Origin of the sequence: Pseudarthrobacter sp. NCCP-2145, from assembly GCF_023708005.1 — a bacterium.
Taxonomy (GTDB): domain Bacteria; phylum Actinomycetota; class Actinomycetes; order Actinomycetales; family Micrococcaceae; genus Arthrobacter; species Arthrobacter oxydans.
Genome location: NZ_BRCG01000010.1, coordinates 106,811 through 122,262 on the forward strand (window position 1 = coordinate 106,811; position 15,452 = coordinate 122,262).

At 64.0% G+C, this 15,452-nt stretch carries 14 protein-coding genes; 7 read left to right on the forward strand and 7 right to left on the reverse strand.

The features are described from left to right. Positions 1-875: 875 nt before the first annotated feature. Positions 876-1,340, reverse strand: coding sequence for an Lrp/AsnC family transcriptional regulator (locus NFU08_RS10745; protein WP_251423172.1), 465 nt, complete (start codon positions 1,338-1,340; stop codon positions 876-878). 605 nt (positions 1,341-1,945) lie between these two features. Here NFU08_RS10745 and NFU08_RS10750 point away from each other — a divergent pair. Then, on the forward strand, positions 1,946-2,272 hold the full coding sequence (locus NFU08_RS10750; RefSeq protein ID WP_251423050.1) for a hypothetical protein: 327 nt from the start codon (positions 1,946-1,948) through the stop codon (positions 2,270-2,272). 84 nt (positions 2,273-2,356) lie between these two features. On the opposite strand, the gene NFU08_RS10755 is transcribed toward NFU08_RS10750, so the two are convergent. Together NFU08_RS10755 and NFU08_RS10760 are read right to left on the reverse strand one after the other, a co-directional pair. Continuing rightward, positions 2,357-2,587 (reverse strand): hypothetical protein, encoded by a 231-nt coding sequence (locus NFU08_RS10755; protein ID WP_251423053.1) that lies wholly within the window; start codon positions 2,585-2,587, stop codon positions 2,357-2,359. Positions 2,588-2,803: 216 nt separating this feature from the next. After that, positions 2,804-3,247: an Hpt domain-containing protein gene (locus tag NFU08_RS10760; protein WP_251423056.1), complete on the reverse strand. Its 444-nt coding sequence runs from the start codon at positions 3,245-3,247 to the stop codon at positions 2,804-2,806. A gap of 438 nt (positions 3,248-3,685) precedes the next feature. On the opposite strand from NFU08_RS10760, the gene NFU08_RS10765 reads away from it, so the two are divergent. Next, positions 3,686-4,945, forward strand: coding sequence for a DUF4832 domain-containing protein (locus NFU08_RS10765; RefSeq protein WP_251423058.1), 1,260 nt, complete (start codon positions 3,686-3,688; stop codon positions 4,943-4,945). A 40-nt stretch (positions 4,946-4,985) separates the two neighbouring features. Here NFU08_RS10765 and galE read toward each other — a convergent pair whose 3' ends face one another. From galE to NFU08_RS10785, 4 genes are all read right to left on the reverse strand, one after another. Next, positions 4,986-6,014 (reverse strand): UDP-glucose 4-epimerase GalE, encoded by a 1,029-nt coding sequence (gene galE / locus NFU08_RS10770; protein WP_251423175.1) that lies wholly within the window; start codon positions 6,012-6,014, stop codon positions 4,986-4,988. Further along, positions 6,010-7,092, reverse strand: a complete 1,083-nt coding sequence (locus NFU08_RS10775) for a putative glycoside hydrolase (RefSeq protein ID WP_251423061.1) — start codon at positions 7,090-7,092, stop codon at positions 6,010-6,012. The genes galE and NFU08_RS10775 overlap by 5 nt, the downstream gene beginning before the upstream one ends. Further along, the gene (gene pelF, locus NFU08_RS10780; protein WP_285835589.1) at positions 7,089-8,780 is read right to left on the reverse strand and encodes a GT4 family glycosyltransferase PelF; all 1,692 of its coding nucleotides are present in this window, start codon (positions 8,778-8,780) and stop codon (positions 7,089-7,091) included. The genes NFU08_RS10775 and pelF overlap by 4 nt, the downstream gene beginning before the upstream one ends. A gap of 84 nt (positions 8,781-8,864) precedes the next feature. Beyond that, positions 8,865-10,280 (reverse strand): hypothetical protein, encoded by a 1,416-nt coding sequence (locus tag NFU08_RS10785; protein ID WP_251423064.1) that lies wholly within the window; start codon positions 10,278-10,280, stop codon positions 8,865-8,867. 435 nt (positions 10,281-10,715) lie between these two features. On the opposite strand from NFU08_RS10785, the gene NFU08_RS10790 reads away from it, so the two are divergent. The 5 genes from NFU08_RS10790 (at position 10,716) to NFU08_RS10810 (ending at position 15,450) form a co-directional block, all read left to right on the forward strand. Continuing rightward, complete coding sequence (locus NFU08_RS10790) at positions 10,716-10,922, forward strand: hypothetical protein (protein WP_251423067.1); 207 nt, start codon at positions 10,716-10,718, stop codon at positions 10,920-10,922. Between the two features lie 139 nt (positions 10,923-11,061). Continuing rightward, positions 11,062-11,955 (forward strand): UTP--glucose-1-phosphate uridylyltransferase GalU, encoded by an 894-nt coding sequence (galU, locus tag NFU08_RS10795; RefSeq protein WP_251423069.1) that lies wholly within the window; start codon positions 11,062-11,064, stop codon positions 11,953-11,955. Positions 11,956-12,124: 169 nt separating this feature from the next. Next, positions 12,125-12,898: a response regulator transcription factor gene (locus NFU08_RS10800; RefSeq protein ID WP_251423072.1), complete on the forward strand. Its 774-nt coding sequence runs from the start codon at positions 12,125-12,127 to the stop codon at positions 12,896-12,898. Between the two features lie 204 nt (positions 12,899-13,102). Further along, positions 13,103-14,341 carry a thiamine pyrophosphate-dependent dehydrogenase E1 component subunit alpha gene (locus NFU08_RS10805; RefSeq protein WP_251423075.1) on the forward strand — a complete coding sequence of 413 codons (1,239 nt, stop codon included), beginning with the start codon at positions 13,103-13,105 and terminating at the stop codon, positions 14,339-14,341. Next, positions 14,338-15,450 carry an alpha-ketoacid dehydrogenase subunit beta gene (locus NFU08_RS10810; RefSeq protein ID WP_251423077.1) on the forward strand — a complete coding sequence of 371 codons (1,113 nt, stop codon included), beginning with the start codon at positions 14,338-14,340 and terminating at the stop codon, positions 15,448-15,450. Before NFU08_RS10805 ends, NFU08_RS10810 begins: the two co-directional genes overlap by 4 nt. The last annotated feature ends 2 nt before the right edge of the window (positions 15,451-15,452 follow it).

Here is a 15,452-nt window from a genome sequence, read left to right on the forward strand (position 1 = left end):
GCTGTCCCTAGTGAAGTGGATGCCGCGTCCCTGCCAGTCCGATGACGTTGATAATGTCTGTTCCCCGTTTTGCCGCAGACGGGGATATGTCTGGAACAAGGGAGCCCTGAAGCCGCCCTCCGTACCGACTCCCTGGCCATTGGAACGGTAATCAACAGGTCCGCAGGGCCGATCTGTCGCTGCTTCATATTCGATCACCACATCCAACGGCACGCCGCGGGGTGTGCCTCTGCCGCAATCAGGGGCTTTCATATCATGTGCCGCTGCCGGGGTGATGGCACCTGCCGCGTCCACGATGGTGGCCGTTTTGCCGACGTAGTTCGACGTCTGCGCGTAAAACGAGCCGAGCGCGTGCCGAATGGAATGCCGCGGAAGTCAGCGTGGCTTGGTTAGCGGGGCTTGTAGCTTAGGGGTCATAGTTGCGAAGGCGCACCCACCAGCGGGTTATTTTGGCGGCAAGCTGGACGAGGTGGGGATGATGCGGTGCTCTTTCACCGGAAGTAATCGAGGCGCACACGGCTACGTCTTTCATGTACGCCGTTAGATGTCATCCATGGCAAATATCAGCGATTCCTGGGGCAGCAACTGTGGCGCCTACAACGATGGTCACATGGCTCCCGTCGAGGCCAAGGAACAGGGCACGCGTGGCATGCACACCCATATGACGTGCTCAGCCTCCGGCCGGGCGTATCTATAAGGAGTGCTGTCGCGGGCGTGGGCGTCTTGTTGTGACTGCCTGCCGATACGCCTCCGAAAAATGAGGGGTAACGTAAATGGCGATCGTCGAATACGCCGCAGCATTGGGGGCATGCTGTGATCGTTCGCCGTCGTGGGGCTTCTGCCAGCAGGACTCATCCGGACGTGAGCCTTAGGATCTACCGCGTATCCAGATCCTCAAACACCAGGAACGTCTGGGTATCCAGTACGCCCGGCATGGACTGCAGCTGGTCGAAGATGACCCGGCGCAGGTCGATGTTATCCACGGCGCGGACCAGCAGGATCACGTCGAAGTCGCCGCCCACCAGGGCCACATGGTGCACCTCCGGGATGGCGCCCAGCTGGTCGCGGAGTTCCCTCCAGGCGTCCTGCTTTAGCTTCAGCGTCACGTACGCGGAGGAACGGAGGCCGGCCTTGATCGGGTCCACCAGCGCCGTGAACCTGGACAGCACCCCTTCACCCGTGAGCCGGGCGATCCGGGTGTAGGCGTGCGCGCGCGAGATGTGGACGTTCTCGGCCACCTGCGTCACGGACATCCGGCCGTCCCGGGTCAGCTCCGCAATGATCCTGCGGTCAATCTCATCCAGCGGGACAGGTTCCGTCCCGGCATCCCTGGCTGCCACTGCGTCCACGACCCCCGTCGGTAATCTGCCTCACACTTACAATTCGTCTTCCAGTGTAGGCAGGACCGGGCAGCATGGTTGCAGTTTTAGGGGATACCGGATACGAAATCCCGCCGCAGCCGAGGTTAGGGGGACGTCTGGCTGTTGGCGTCCTGGTGCCGGGAGGCGGTGCGGATGAACTCGCAGTCGCTGGGGGAGAGGACGGTTTCGCCGTGCGGTCCTGCTCCAGCTCTTCCCCCGTGGCCTTCGCGATGGCGGCCACCACGGTCCGGGGAAGGATCCTGCACCCGGGATTGTCCACCAGCCACTGCCGCGTTCCAGGCTCAAGCCGGTCCCACAACTTCTCAATGTTCATGACAGACGCCCCCACCTTTGAAATTTCGCTGTGTTGGAAAACCGCGGTGCCCGCTGCGGCCAGGAATTCTCAGGACTGCATGTGTCCCCTCCGTGCCCTGCGCGTCCTCCGAGTGTTGGCCCCGTCCACAAGAGCGGTCAAGGGTCTTTCGGCACGGGTGCCACCCTAGGTCACGCCACAAACGCCGCGGAGATACTATGTGGGCCTGGTGGCCGCAGACGCAGGGCCGCCGGAAGGGGGTGTCCGGAGCATGAGGGGTACGCAGCGCCGGGAGGGCGGTCCTCTGCGGCCGAGGCTGACCGCATGGACGCGGAGCCACCGAAAGGCGCTCGGCCTGGCGGGGGCTGTCGCGGCAGCCGGCATGGCCGTGGTGTGGACTGTCATCGTGCCGGACAAGGCCGCGCAAACCTCCGGAGTGCAGGAACTCGCCATCCGCTGGGGGCATCCGGCCTGCTGGGCGCTCCTGACCGTCGTGGGCATCCTGGTTGCCCTGGATGCACCCAAGCGGGCCCGTGACGGCAGCGCGATCGCGGCCGCTGCGTGCTACGCGGCCTTCCTCGCGGGAACGCTGCTCTAAGCGGCGGGACGGGACTCTGGCGTACAGAACGCAGGCCCAGCACCGTGTCCTTACCACTGATGCTTAGGCTGACTTGGGCCGTGGTTAAGGCGACTTGTGGCTGGTGGCCTCCTGAAGCTGCGAGGCGGTGCGGATGAACTCGCAGTCGCTGGGGGAGAGGACGGTTTCACCGTGCCTGTCCTGCTCCAGCTCTTCGCCCGTGGCCATCGCGATGGCGGCCACCACGGTCCGGGGAAGAATCCTGCACCCGGGATTGTCCACCATCCATTGCCGCGTTCCAGGCTCAAGCCGGTCCCACAACTTGTCAACGCCCATCACTGATGCCCCCACCCGTTGTCATTTTCCCTACAGACGGATTCGCGCCCCGCCCCGCCGCCGGGAGGCTTCCGATCACCGGCCGATAGACGTTTTCCCCTATCGCCTTCACCGAGTGTGGCCCCACCTCAGGAAGGGGTCAAAGAGTTTTCGAAACGTACAGACTATTACCGGCCTCCGCCCGGAAGGGCATCGCTAAGCGGCCAACGCGGTGGTCTATCTCAGGGTCACCGATCCTGCTCGAGCCCATTGATCAAGGATGTGCACCGTCTTGCTGCCACACAGGGCGATGGGACCCAAGAATGCCGCTGCCAGCTTGGGCAGCGCCATCAAGTAGGAGCGCGAAGCCTCACCACGCATTTCCGCTTCCAGATCCATGACGAGGACAGCCAGCCGCTCTGCACCCACCATCTGGCTGGACGTTTTCAGGCTCAACACTGCGTCCACGGCTGCTTCCAGATCTCCGGTTGTCAGCGCCAGCCGCAGCCGTTCGATCCTGCCAGGCAGGCACGTGATGAAGTTGGCGACAAAGATCCTCGTGTACCCCTCGCCGTCGTCGTCCAGTTCTTTTCCCAGCCGGTCGAGGACTGACCGGTCAACGAGCCAGGCGGCGTCCGCAGGGCGGACCGCGAGGGCCCTGTCCACGGGGGCTCCCCTCATCCTGCCGGGTTTGGTGATGGCTCATGATTCCTTCCTTGGGCCGGGACTGATCCGTGCCCCGACATTCTGAAAAAAGATCTGGGCTTTCCTGAGGACAATCCTGTTTCAAGCCTTATGATCAGTCCCACGTGCTGAGGTTGCAGTGCCGCCAGGGGTGGTGGCGTGGTACGTCCTGGTCTCACCGGTGTTTGTCACTGCTTGGTCTCATTGGTGCTTGGCACCGTGTCTCAGGGGGAAGCGCAATTGAATACATTGAGGTATTGCCTGCTGGGGAGCAAGCGACGCGGACAGCCTTTTACTGCCGCCTTTGTCTCCTGCTTTGCAGCGGTGCTGTTGCTGATAGTCCCGTCCGCGTCCACCATTCCAGCAGCGGAAGCGGCGGATCCCCCGGGGGAGTGGGTTTCCCTGGCGGCTGGTCCTGTTCCAGCGAGTACTCCCTTGGCGGGTTTCGTTCCGTACGCCGGCAGTTACACCGGGGTGCCGCATTCCATGGAATGGTTCTACGTGCCGGTCAGTTCGGTGGTGACCGGCCCGGGCACGTACAACTGGGCAGGTTTTGAAGCGCAGCTGAACGCCATTGCCGCGAGGGGCCACCAGGCGGTCTTCAGGTTCTACCTGGACTATCCGGGGAAGCCCTCCGGCGTCCCCGCATACCTCCTGAATTCCGGCCTCGCCACCCATGCCTACTGGGACCACGGCAATAGCGGGATCAGCGTCTCCCCGAACTACGACGACCCCCGCCTTCTGGACGCCATGGATGGGTTCATCGCCGCGCTGGGGTCCCGCTACAACGGCGATCCGCGGATCGGGTTCATCCAGATGGGCCTCCTGGGCTTCTGGGGCGAATGGCATACCTACCCTCATGACGGGTGGGCGTCCGCCGAGAACTGGCTCGCATCGCCGGCCTCCCAGCAGCGCGTGTTGCAGGCCTACACGAAGGCCTTCACCAAAACCAAGCTCCAGGTCAGGTACCCGGACGCCGCCAACAGCAACCTGAACGTGGGCTACCACGACGACTCCTTCGCCGTGAGCACATTGGCGGGGACCGGGTGGCATTTCATGGACAAAATGGCGCAGGCCGGCGCCACCCAGAAATGGCTCACCCAGCCAGTGGGCGGAGAACTCAGGCCCGAAATCCAGCACTGCATTTTTGACACTCCCATGCTCTGCCCCGTGGTGGAAAGCGGTGCCGACAACAAATTCACCGACAGCGTGCAAGCCACCCACGCCTCCTGGCTCCTGAACCAGCACGGCTTCAGCCCCGGATACACGGGACAGTCGCTCAGCAACGCCACCGCGGCCGCCCAGTCCCTGGGCTACCGGTTCCACGCGACCTCCTTCGCCATCACCCGCGGAACCGTGGCCGGGCAGAGCGACGTCAGTGTGATGGTCAGCAACGTGGGGGTGGCTCCTTTCTATTACGACTGGCCTATACAGATCGCCGCTGTGGACAGCGCAGGAAACATGGTCCGGACATGGGGAACGTCGTGGAAGCTCACCGCCGTGAAGCCCGGGATGTCGGTCCAGTGGAAGTCCCCTGTGAGCGTCAGCGGGCTGGCCCCCGGCACCTACACCCTCGTGGTGCGCGCCGTTAACCCGCTCGCAAACGGCGTGCCGCTGCGCTTCGCCAACGCATCCCAGGACCAGACCAAACCGGGATGGCTGACCTTGGGGCGCAAGTACCTCCCTGCTCCCTGAAGGCCCGACGGCGGAACTCGCCGGCCGCCGTCGGGCCCCCTCATGCAGGTTGTGTGCTAGTCCGGTACCCGTCGGGGTTGTTGTGCTGCCAGCGCCAGGAGTCTGCGCACATGCTCTCCAAAGTCTCTGACGCCGTCCAGCCCAGATCGCGGAGGGCGCTGGACGGATCGGCCAGACTGACAGGTGCATCTCCCGGGCGCCGGTCCACGATCTCGTAGGGGATCGTGGTGCCCGACGCAGTTTCAAAAGCATGGATGATGTCCAGGACTGAGTAGCCCTGGCCGGTTCCCAGGTTCCACGTGTGCAGCCCCCGGTGGTCGGCCAGGTAGTTCAGCGCCGCGGCGTGGCCTGCGGCGAGGTCCATGACATGGATGTAGTCGCGGATTCCTGTCCCATCAGGAGTGGGGTAGTCGTTGCCGAAAACACTGACTTTGTCCCGGCGGCCTACGGCTACCTGGGTGACGAAAGGGAAGAGATTGTTGGGCGGACCCTGCGGGTCTTCCCCGATGAGCCCGGAGGGGTGGGCCCCTACAGGGTTGAAGTAGCGCAGGAGTGCTATCCGCCACCGCTCGTCAGCGGCCTGCAGATCCGTCAGGATCTCTTCGATGTGCTGTTTGGTCCGGCCGTAGGGATTCGTAGCCCTCAGCGGAAGGTCTTCCCTCAACGGCATGTCAGGGTTCGCCCCATAGACAGTGGCCGACGAGCTGAACACCAGGTTCCGGACGCCATGGGCGTCCATGGTCTCCAGGAGGTTCAGTGTTCCGGTGACGTTGTTGCGGAAGTAGCGCAGGGGCTGGCTGACGGACTCTCCCACGGCCTTGTAGCCGGCAAAGTGGATCACCGCCTCAATAGCCCCGTGGCTGAAGATCTTCTCCAGGCAAGAGGTATCAGCGATGTCCCCCTCGACAAAGGAAACGTCCCGTCCCGCGAGTCTCTCCACCCGCAGCAGTGACTCGGAGGAGGAGTTGCTGAGGTTATCAATGACCGTGATGTCGTGTCCGGCCTCGAGCAAACCGAGGATTGTGTGCGATCCGATGTACCCGCAGCCGCCGGTGATGAGTATCTTAATGGTTCTGCCCTCGCTGATAGATGACGCCCCGTTGTGCAGGCAGGACCAGGGATGGTGGGGCCGGGTTTCCTGCTGCGTCCACCAGGCCGGACGGCACCCTGATCCGGCGCCTGCGGCGGCCGTCGTTATTGAAATTCACGGCAGCCCATCCGTCGCTGAACTCCCTGGACCAGACGTGGTGGCGGCCCTTCGGGATGTCCACGGGCTCGCCCAGTGCCCAATCAAGCGCGGGGATGTGCTGCGTGCGGCTGTAGTCGTCGTGCGCGGTGGCCGAGAAGGAACCCCGGCCGCCGCTGAAGATCCAGAAGGCCGCCAGCCCGTACGTGAAGTTGGGATGGTTGTCATTTCCGTCAGTTGGTACGCGCAGGATGGACAGGCCTGGGCCTTCCGCCTGTTGAAGCTGTGCCTCGGCAGTGTGGGGATCAAAAAGATTCTCCGGCCCGTAGCCCAGCCACACTTCTTCGAACCCGCCCCCGTAGGCTGCGTGGGAGGCCCACCGGCCCGGGAGCCGCCGTGATTCGGCGATGTTGGGCACGAGGACCTTGTGAACGCGGTTCAGGGACTGGCCGGCAGCGTGCACCAGGAGGTCAAGCCCGTCCCGCAGGTCAGCCATCGAGGCGGCTTCCCGGATGGGCAGGTTCAGCTGGTAGTAGTCCTCAAACACGTCGTTATCAGCCATCACACCGTCAAAGGGCGAGTCCGCCAGTTCCGCAGTGACATTCTGGACCCAGCGCGCACGGTACCCGGGATCCTTCACGTTCATCTGCCAGTGCCCGCCGTAGCCGTTCCACTCAATGCGGGAACCGTCCAGCCGGGCGGCAAACCAGTTCCCGCCCTCGTCCTCCGCCTCCCTGTACGACACACCTGAAGTGTAGACCGGCCCCGGCTCATAATCCCGGGTTGAGGACAGGCATTTGTAGCAAAGGACTGTCATGTCCGGGCGGCGCCGCTTAAGCTCAGCTGCCGCGTCCAGTTCCCAGGGCTGCAGGATGGCGGCGCGGTAGTGCTCGGCCGCGAACGCCGTCTGCTCCGGGGTGATGGGATCGCCGTAGCGGATCCACGCGCCAACACCGCTCACAGCTCAGCCGGAGCCAGTTCATCGTCCGGCTGCTGAACCATGTCACCGACAACCGGAAGATCGCCCAGGGCACGGTAGATCTGGTTGTAGGAGGACATCACCTCGTGCATCTGGAAAAGCTCCTGGACCCGCAGGCGGGCGTTGGCCGCGTATGCGGCGTAGGAATCAAGGTTGCCGATGACCGCCTGGATGCCGTCAGCCATCTGTTGAACGTCGCCCGGGGTGACGGTTTCACCGCAGGGACCTATGGTCCGCCCGTCCGCAGTGATGAGGTCATCGGCGATCTGCTGCGCCACGCCTCCCACGTCGGAGCCAACAGTGGGTATGCCGGCGGCCATGGCCTCGAGGATGACGATCGGCTGGCCCTCGTTGTAGCTGGGAAGGACCAGGAGGTCGAACTGGTCAAGCATCTCCCGGACGTGGACTGTCCCGTGGATGGTGACGTGGTCGTGGAGGCCCAGCGCGTCGATCTTCGCGAGGCAGGCTTCGAAGTATTCGGGTACATGCTCGGTGGGGCCCAGGACGTCCAGGTGCAGGTTGGGGTACCCGCGGTCCCGCAAAATGTCCATGCTGGACAGCAGGTCCAGGAGACCCTTGATAGGGACTACCCGGGCGATGTACACAAGGTGCCAGACGTAGTCCGCGCCTTCCTGCTCCATTGTGGCCAGGGCATGTTGGCGGGCGCGGTACTTTTCGTCGAACTCTTCAATGACCATGCCATTGGGCACCACAACTGACTTGTCGATGTCGGTCCCCAGCCGCGCTGCCTCAGTGATGGCACTCGGGTAGAGATAGGTGATGAGCCGTGCGCTGGGGTAGCAGAACCGGCCCATTTCCGTCCACCAGGCCATCCACGCACGCTGTTCAGCGGTCACGTCGAACGTCCGGTAATCGTCTGCGGTGATGGACAGGGCCATGTTGCGGTCCAGCAGGGTGTTGACGGTGTCGCGGACGTAGAGGTTGTGCTCGGTCAGCAGGAATGAGGTGTCATGGTCCCGTGCTGCTGCCGCTCCAAGCAGCGAAGCATAGCCAGTGGTGTGGGCGTGGTAGACGCTGGCGCGGGGCATGGTCTCACCGAGAACGGCGAAGGCCAGGGAGAAGAAGTTGCGCAATGTCCAGAACGAGTTCGCCAAGGAGAGGTCCAGCTGGGGCATGCGCTCCTGCAGGGTCTGCATGAATTCCCTGGACCCGAGCAAGGCCCACAGGGGGTACCGGCGGGTGCGCTCGTTCAGGCCTTCGTCGATCAGTTCCCACAGGCCGTCAACGTCTCCGTGTTCGGAAAGTGCGTAGAGGGCGTCAAAGAGCCGGTGGGAAAGTTCCTCACGCTGCGGTGGCGTCATGCCCAGGTCTTTGACCGAGACGGCGAGGAAGTCCTGCCGGTGTTCTTCCATGCTGAGGAATACCGTGCGGACCCAGCGCACATTGGAGGGCATCCCGTACAGGTCGGTCAGGGGGGCATCCGAATCCCACGTGATGTGGATGATGCCGTAGCTCAGGTCAGGGTTGTGGGTGACGATGTCATGGACAACCGCGGAGACCCCTCCCTTGAGGTACGGGTAGGTGGACTCCATCACGATGGCTACATCGACGTCGTCGTACACAGGCTTGGGAGCCGCCTCGGTGGGGGCAGCCGTCAACGGTGGCAGGGCCTTTGGCTTCTTGGTCCGGCTTCTAGCGATCGAGTACAAAGTTTTCCCCTTAGGCATTCTGAACATTCAGGCGTATGGCATTGATGGGGCGAAGAGTCTCCGCCGGGACTGGCAGGCGGCGGGTTACCAGGTGGTGGCGTGGCGCCAGAAGAGCGTGTATTCCGGCTGGCTCCAGTGATGCTTGTAAAGCATCCAGGCGACGGCGATGAGGACGGCGTCCACTGCCCCCAGCAGCAGGTAACTTCCGGCTGCACCCGTGAGGGGGCCGAACAGTCCGCCGGCCGCGAACGCGAGGACACAGACCGCCAGATGGACTCCTCCGAGGATTTGGGGCGTGGCCTTTTCGCCGATGAAATCCAACTCGTAGCTCAGCAGGGTCAGGACCATGAATCCCCACGATGCCGCGGCAGCCGCCACCGCCAGCAGTGTGTGCAGGGGATCAACGCCTGCCATGACCAGGGACACGGACAGTGTCAGCAGTGCGGCAATAGCGCCGGTGAGCACTACGGACCGGTCCACAACGCGGGTTAGGCGCCGGGAACTGCCCTTGAGCGAGCTGATGGGCGCTTCGGCGATGTCCCGGTGCAGGCCGTTGAGAGCCCTGTCCACCGACGGCGCAAGGTGGACGAAGTAGAAGTTGTAGGCAATGACCGCCGGCAGCATGGCAGCGAACACTGCCACCACCTGGAAGTCTCCTTTGGTGACCAGGAACAGGGCGAACTTGTCAGCCCACAGGACTGCGCCCATGAGGAGCCCGCGGACCAGGTCGAGATTGAACACGCGCATGCCCAGGCGTTGGGAAAAGCCCAGATGCCGAAGGCCCGAACGCATGGCTATGAGCTGCGTAACTGTTCCGACCAGGGGCGGAAGCCACCACACGGTAGGCGCGATGAAGAGCGCAGCTGCATAGCCTGACCAGGCGATGGCCCACAGGCCACGGCGGTTGGCCACGTTGGCCAGTACCAGTGACTGGACAAAGAGCAGATGCAGGACACAGAGGACCGCATAATCGAGCATCACCGTGGCGGACCATCCCGACGCCAACCACATGGGCACGGCGAACACCGCGATCAGGGGCAGGGTCTGCACAAAGATCATGGGCCAGAACTGGCAAAACCTCCGCGTAATGTCCTCGAGGTTCCGCTCTGCCATGAGGTCTCCGAGCACCCGGTAGATCGGCAGGCATGCTGCCTGGGCCATCCAGGGGACGGTGATGGAGGAGGCCAGCACCACCAGCGTCAGCGGCACTCCATCCACGTTCACGGCAGCCATGGAAGGGCTGACCAGTGGGTACACGATGTTCAGCAGGAGTACGGGGGAGAGGTACAGGAGAAGAGCGGCCCCCAGCCGCTCAGGTGCCTGGGTATCCCCGCTGCGGTCCGGCGCGGCGATGCCGGGCCTGACGATCAGGGCCAGGGCCAGCAGGAAGGGCAGCGCAGCTGCTGCAAACACGGGAAGGTCCGCGCCGTCGGGAAAGAGCTGAACGACGCTGGGTACAAGAGCCGACAGCACAAGTCCTACGACAATGACCATGGACATCTGACGGGTGTACGAATCGTGCAACAAGGACTTCAAAAGATGTGTTCTTTCCTCTTAGGACAAGTTAGGACAAGCTGGTGCGCTCGGTGGAGCTGGGTTGAGAAGGCCCGGCCAAGCCGCTGAGCGGGTTGCATGCGGGCATGAAGAAGCCCGCCGGTCCCTCTTCGACGATGAGGACGCGGCAGGCGGTGACGGTGCTATTTAGGGCGGAGCTAGGTGGGCGGACGGGTAAGAGGAGTCGACGGCGGACTGGGGGACCAGCCTGGTCTCAAGGGCTGGCTTCCGCCGTCGACTCCGGATGGTGCCGGCCCCGCGAGGGGGCCGAAAGCTAACAACATAATTAGAAACAGGAAAGCATTACCAGTGCACGAGTAGCGAGTACTCTATTTCTCGCAGCAGCATTACCTGCCCCTCCTGCTACAACCAATTGAACAGGTGAGTTCTCAGAATCTTCCTTCGATTTACGCAAGGCTCCCTCAAACTAAGTGGCTTTCTCAAGATTTCCTCAGAATTCTCATGCTGCGCCTCGTGGTGAGCATCACCCCAGTTCAGGCGCTTGTGAGCGGCATCACCGTGCAGCTCCAAAGCATGGAAACGGGAAATGATTTGGGCGAAGCCGTGATTCTGCAACACCATGGGTGACCGATGTCTCAGTGAGGAGGTAATTCACCTGAAGTCGTTAGTTAGGTGAATGGAGCATGTTACTAATGTGAATATTGTCAGCTCCTGATAAAGGATGTTCGATTTCCCATTTTGACGCCCCCGTTTGTAGGGTTCAGCTATGACTATGGGGAAAGCAATTACCAAAGCCGTCATTCCTGCTGCCGGATTGGGGACTCGCTTCCTGCCCGCCACCAAGGCAATGCCGAAGGAAATGTTGCCGGTGGTAGACCGGCCGGCCATCCAGTACGTGGTGGAGGAAGCGGTGAAGTCCGGCCTCACGGACCTGCTGATGATCACGGGGCGGAACAAGCGCTCCCTTGAGGACCACTTTGACCGCGAGCCGGGCCTGGAGCGTGCGCTGGAGCTCAAGGGGGACAAGGACAGGCTGGAGTCGGTGCAGTACGCCTCGGAGCTGGGTCCCATCCACTATGTCCGCCAGGGTGAGGCCAAGGGTTTGGGCCACGCGGTGCTGTGCGCTGCCCAGCACGTGGGGGATGAGCCGTTTGCTGTGCTGCTGGGTGATGACCTCATTGATGAGGCTGAGGACCTGCTGACCACCATGATGGAGGTGCAGCAGAAGACCGGCGGTTCGGTGATTGCCCTGATTGAGGTGGATCCGGCGCAGATCAGCGCGTACGGCTGCGCGGACGTCACCGCTGTGGACGGTGAGGATTATGTCCGGGTGAACAGCCTGGTGGAGAAGCCTGCGGTGGGGGATGCGCCGTCCAACCTGGCTGTGATCGGCCGGTACGTGCTGCACCCGGCTGTGTTCGGGATCCTGGAGGAGACCGAGCCGGGCCGCGGCAATGAGATCCAGCTGACCGATGCGCTGCAGACCCTGGCCGCCGGCGAGGGTGAAGGCTCCGGCGTGTACGGTGTGGTGTTCAAGGGCCGCCGCTTCGATACCGGGGACAAGCTCAGCTACCTCAAGGCCGTCATCACCCTCGCTTCTGAGCGGGTGGAGTTCGGCGAGGACCTGAAGACCTGGATGAAGGGCTTCGTCAACAGCTGACGCAGGCGAAAACCCAGCCATGCAGCGCTCTGCACCGAATGCACAAGGAAGAGTTCAACGTGCGGCCCCCGGATTACTGCTGACTTGATGCTCAGGCGGCCCGGGCCGCCGGCAGCAGCAACTTCCATCCAGCTCTCTAACCTGGGGCCCCTCGACAGAGGGAGAAGCGATGGTGGAACGCCGCGTGGCGGTGGTGATCGAGCACGACGGCGGTACGCGGCTGGCGCTGGCCGAGGCTCTCAGGCGGTCCGGCTTCTCCGTCCAGGCAGCCGCATCAGGCGCCGAAGGTCTGGGGAGCGTGCGGGAGCACAACCCGGACATTGTGGTGATTGACAGCGGCCTCCCGGATTTCGATGGCTTTGAAGCGTCCCGGCGCATCAGGACCTTCAGCGACGCCTACGTCATCATGGTGAGCGGCCGGGCAGATGAAGCGGATGCGCTCATGGCATTTGAAGCGGGTGCCGATGACTATCTCACTAAGCCCGTCCGCCCCAGGGAACTCAGGGCGCGCGCCAGGGCGATGTTCCGCCGGCCGAGAGGCATCCGTTATGACGGCGCTGGGGATCATTCCAGTCCTGTCCCTTCGGGGACGGGCCGCGCGCAGGTTTCGCCGGCAGACCGTTTCGACTTTGTCCACCGGGGGCTGAACCTGCATGAGGGTATCCGCCGCGTAGTGATTGATGGTGCCCCCGTCGCCCTGACCCGCAGTCAGTTCGACATCCTCCTGGTCCTTATGGAGAACGGACGGACGGTCCAGACCAAGGCTGATCTGGTGAGGCGGCTCCGGAATGAGCCCTACAGCACTGATTCCTTTGTCAGCGCGGGGGAAGAGCGTGCGGTGGAGGTTCAGCTCAGCAGTCTCCGCAAGCGGCTCGGGGACAGCTCAAGGCGGCCCCGGTGGGTCGAAACGGTGCACGGTGTCGGTTACCGCATGACCCCTTAGTTATCGAGGCAAAACGGTTCCCTTCCCGCATCCGCGTCCGCCAATTTGTCCACGGGCCCGGTCGGTAATCCAGCTCACACTTACAATTCGTCTCCCAGAAGTGCGCATATACGTCAGCTTCTCCACGATTCCGTCAGGTGCTGGATACGAAACCGGCCACAGGTCGATACTGGGAAGGAATAGTGGCAACAGAAGGACGGAACAATGACGATCTCCGCAGACCACACCGCGCACCCGGACACAACCAGCCAGGTACCCGCCGAGGACGCCCTCTCCGAGGCCGCCAAGAAGTTCGGCATCACGGCCGAGGACTACATGCTCCCCGCCCGGCACCAGATCGAGATGGTGGACCCGGACGGCCGGCTCAAGCCGGAAGGTGAGCAGGGCACCGAACCCGGCCACGAATACCCGCTGCCCGGCGATGAGGAACTGCTGGCCGCGTACGAACAGCTCGTCGTCGGACGCCGCGTCAATGACCAGAACTCCGCCCTGGTCCGGCAGGGCCGCATGGCCGTGTACCCGTCCAGCCACGGCCAGGAGGCCTGCCAGGTTGCCGCCGCCCTGTGCCTCTCCCAGGGCGACTGGATGTTTCCCACTTACCGCGACGCCGTCGCCGTGATGACCCGGGGCGTGGACCCCGTGCAGGTGATGACCATCTTCCGCGGCGACTGGCACGGCGGGTTCGATCCCCTCCAGCACAAGGTGGGCATCCAGTGCACCCCGCTCACCACCCAGCTGCTGCACGCCGTGGGCGTGGCCCACGCCGCCAAGCTCCGCGGCGAGGACACCGTGGTGCTGGCCATGTGCGGCGACGGCGCCACGTCCGAAGGCGACTTCCACGAGGCCCTGAACTTTGCCGCCGTCTTCCACCTGCCCGTCATCTTCTTCGTCCAGAACAACAAGTACGCCATCTCCGTGCCGCTGGCGCACCAGTCCGTGGCGCCGTCGCTCGCGCACAAGGCCGTGGGCTACGGCATGGCCGGCGAACGCGTGGACGGCAACGACGTCGTGGCCCTCCTCGCCGTCCTGGACCGGGCCGTTGCGCTGTGCCGGGGCGGCTCCGGCCCCCTGCTGGTGGAAGCCAACACCTACCGCATGCAGGCCCACACCAATGCCGACGACGACACGCGCTACCGCCAGAACAGCGAGGTTGCCGAGTGGCGGGCCAAGGACCCCGTCAACAGGATGCGCACCTATCTGACGGACCGCGGCCTGCTGGACGACGACGGCGAGGCGCGGATCCGCGAGAAGGCGGAAGCGATTGCCACGCAGCTGCGCGACGGGCTCAGCGAGGACGTGCCCGTGGACCCGCAGGAACTCTTCCGCCACGTGTTCGAAAAGACCACGCCCCAGCTGAAGGAACAGTCTGCTCTGCTCGCCGACGAACTCGCCCGCGACGCAGCAGCATCCCAGAACCCCAATGCACAGGAGGCCGGCAAGTGAGCCCCACCATCACCACCTCCTCCGAGGCCAACGGCAACGTTTCCGCCGCCACCGCCCGGGCAGCCGCCTCCGCCGCCGCCACCGCGGAAGCGTCCGGCCCGCAGCCGGTCACCATGGCCAAAGCGCTGAACACTGCCCTGGCCGACGCCATGCACGCCGACCCCTCCGTCCTGGTGTTCGGCGAGGACGTGGGCCAGCTCGGCGGCGTCTTCCGTATCACCGACGGGCTCACCGCCACCTTCGGCGAGCAGCGCTGTTTCGACACCCCGCTGGCCGAGTCCGGCATTGTGGGCATGGCCGTGGGCATGGCCATCAACGGCATGCGCCCGGTGATCGAGATGCAGTTCGACGCGTTCGCCTACCCGGCGTTCGAGCAGATCATCAGCCACGTGGCCAAGATGCACAACCGCACCAAGGGTGCCGTGAAGCTGCCCATGGTGATCCGGGTTCCCTACGGCGGCGGCATCGGGGGAGTGGAGCACCACTGCGACTCCTCCGAGTCGTACTACGCCCACACCGCCGGCCTGAAGGTGTTCACCCCCGCCACCGTGGCGGACGGGTACCGGATGCTCCGCGAGGCCATCGACTCGGACGATCCCGTCATCTTCATGGAACCCAAGAAGCTCTACTGGTCCAAGGACCAGGTGGACCTTTCCGAGCTGCGGTCTGCCCACTCCGCTGCTGCTTCGGCGGGGCAGTCTTCCGAGGGGCGTGCCGCCGTCGCCCGCCCCGGAACTGACGCCACGCTGATCGCCTACGGCCCGTCCGTTCCCACCGCGCTCGCCGCCGCCGAGGCCGCCGCGCTGGAGGGGCGCTCGCTGGAAGTCATCGACGTGCGCACCCTTGTGCCGTTCGACGACGCGACGGTGTCCGAGTCGGTGCGGAAGACCGGCCGGGCCGTGGTGATCGCCGAGGCCCACGGCTTCGCGTCCGTGTCCTCGGAGATCGTGGCCCGGGTGCAGGAGCGCTGCTTCCACCACCTGGCCGCCCCCATCCGCCGCGTCACCGGGTTCGACATTCCCTACCCGGCGCCCAAGCTTGAGAAGTACTACCTGCCCGGCGTGGACCGCATCCTCGACGCCGTTGACGACCTTCAGTGGGAGAACTGACC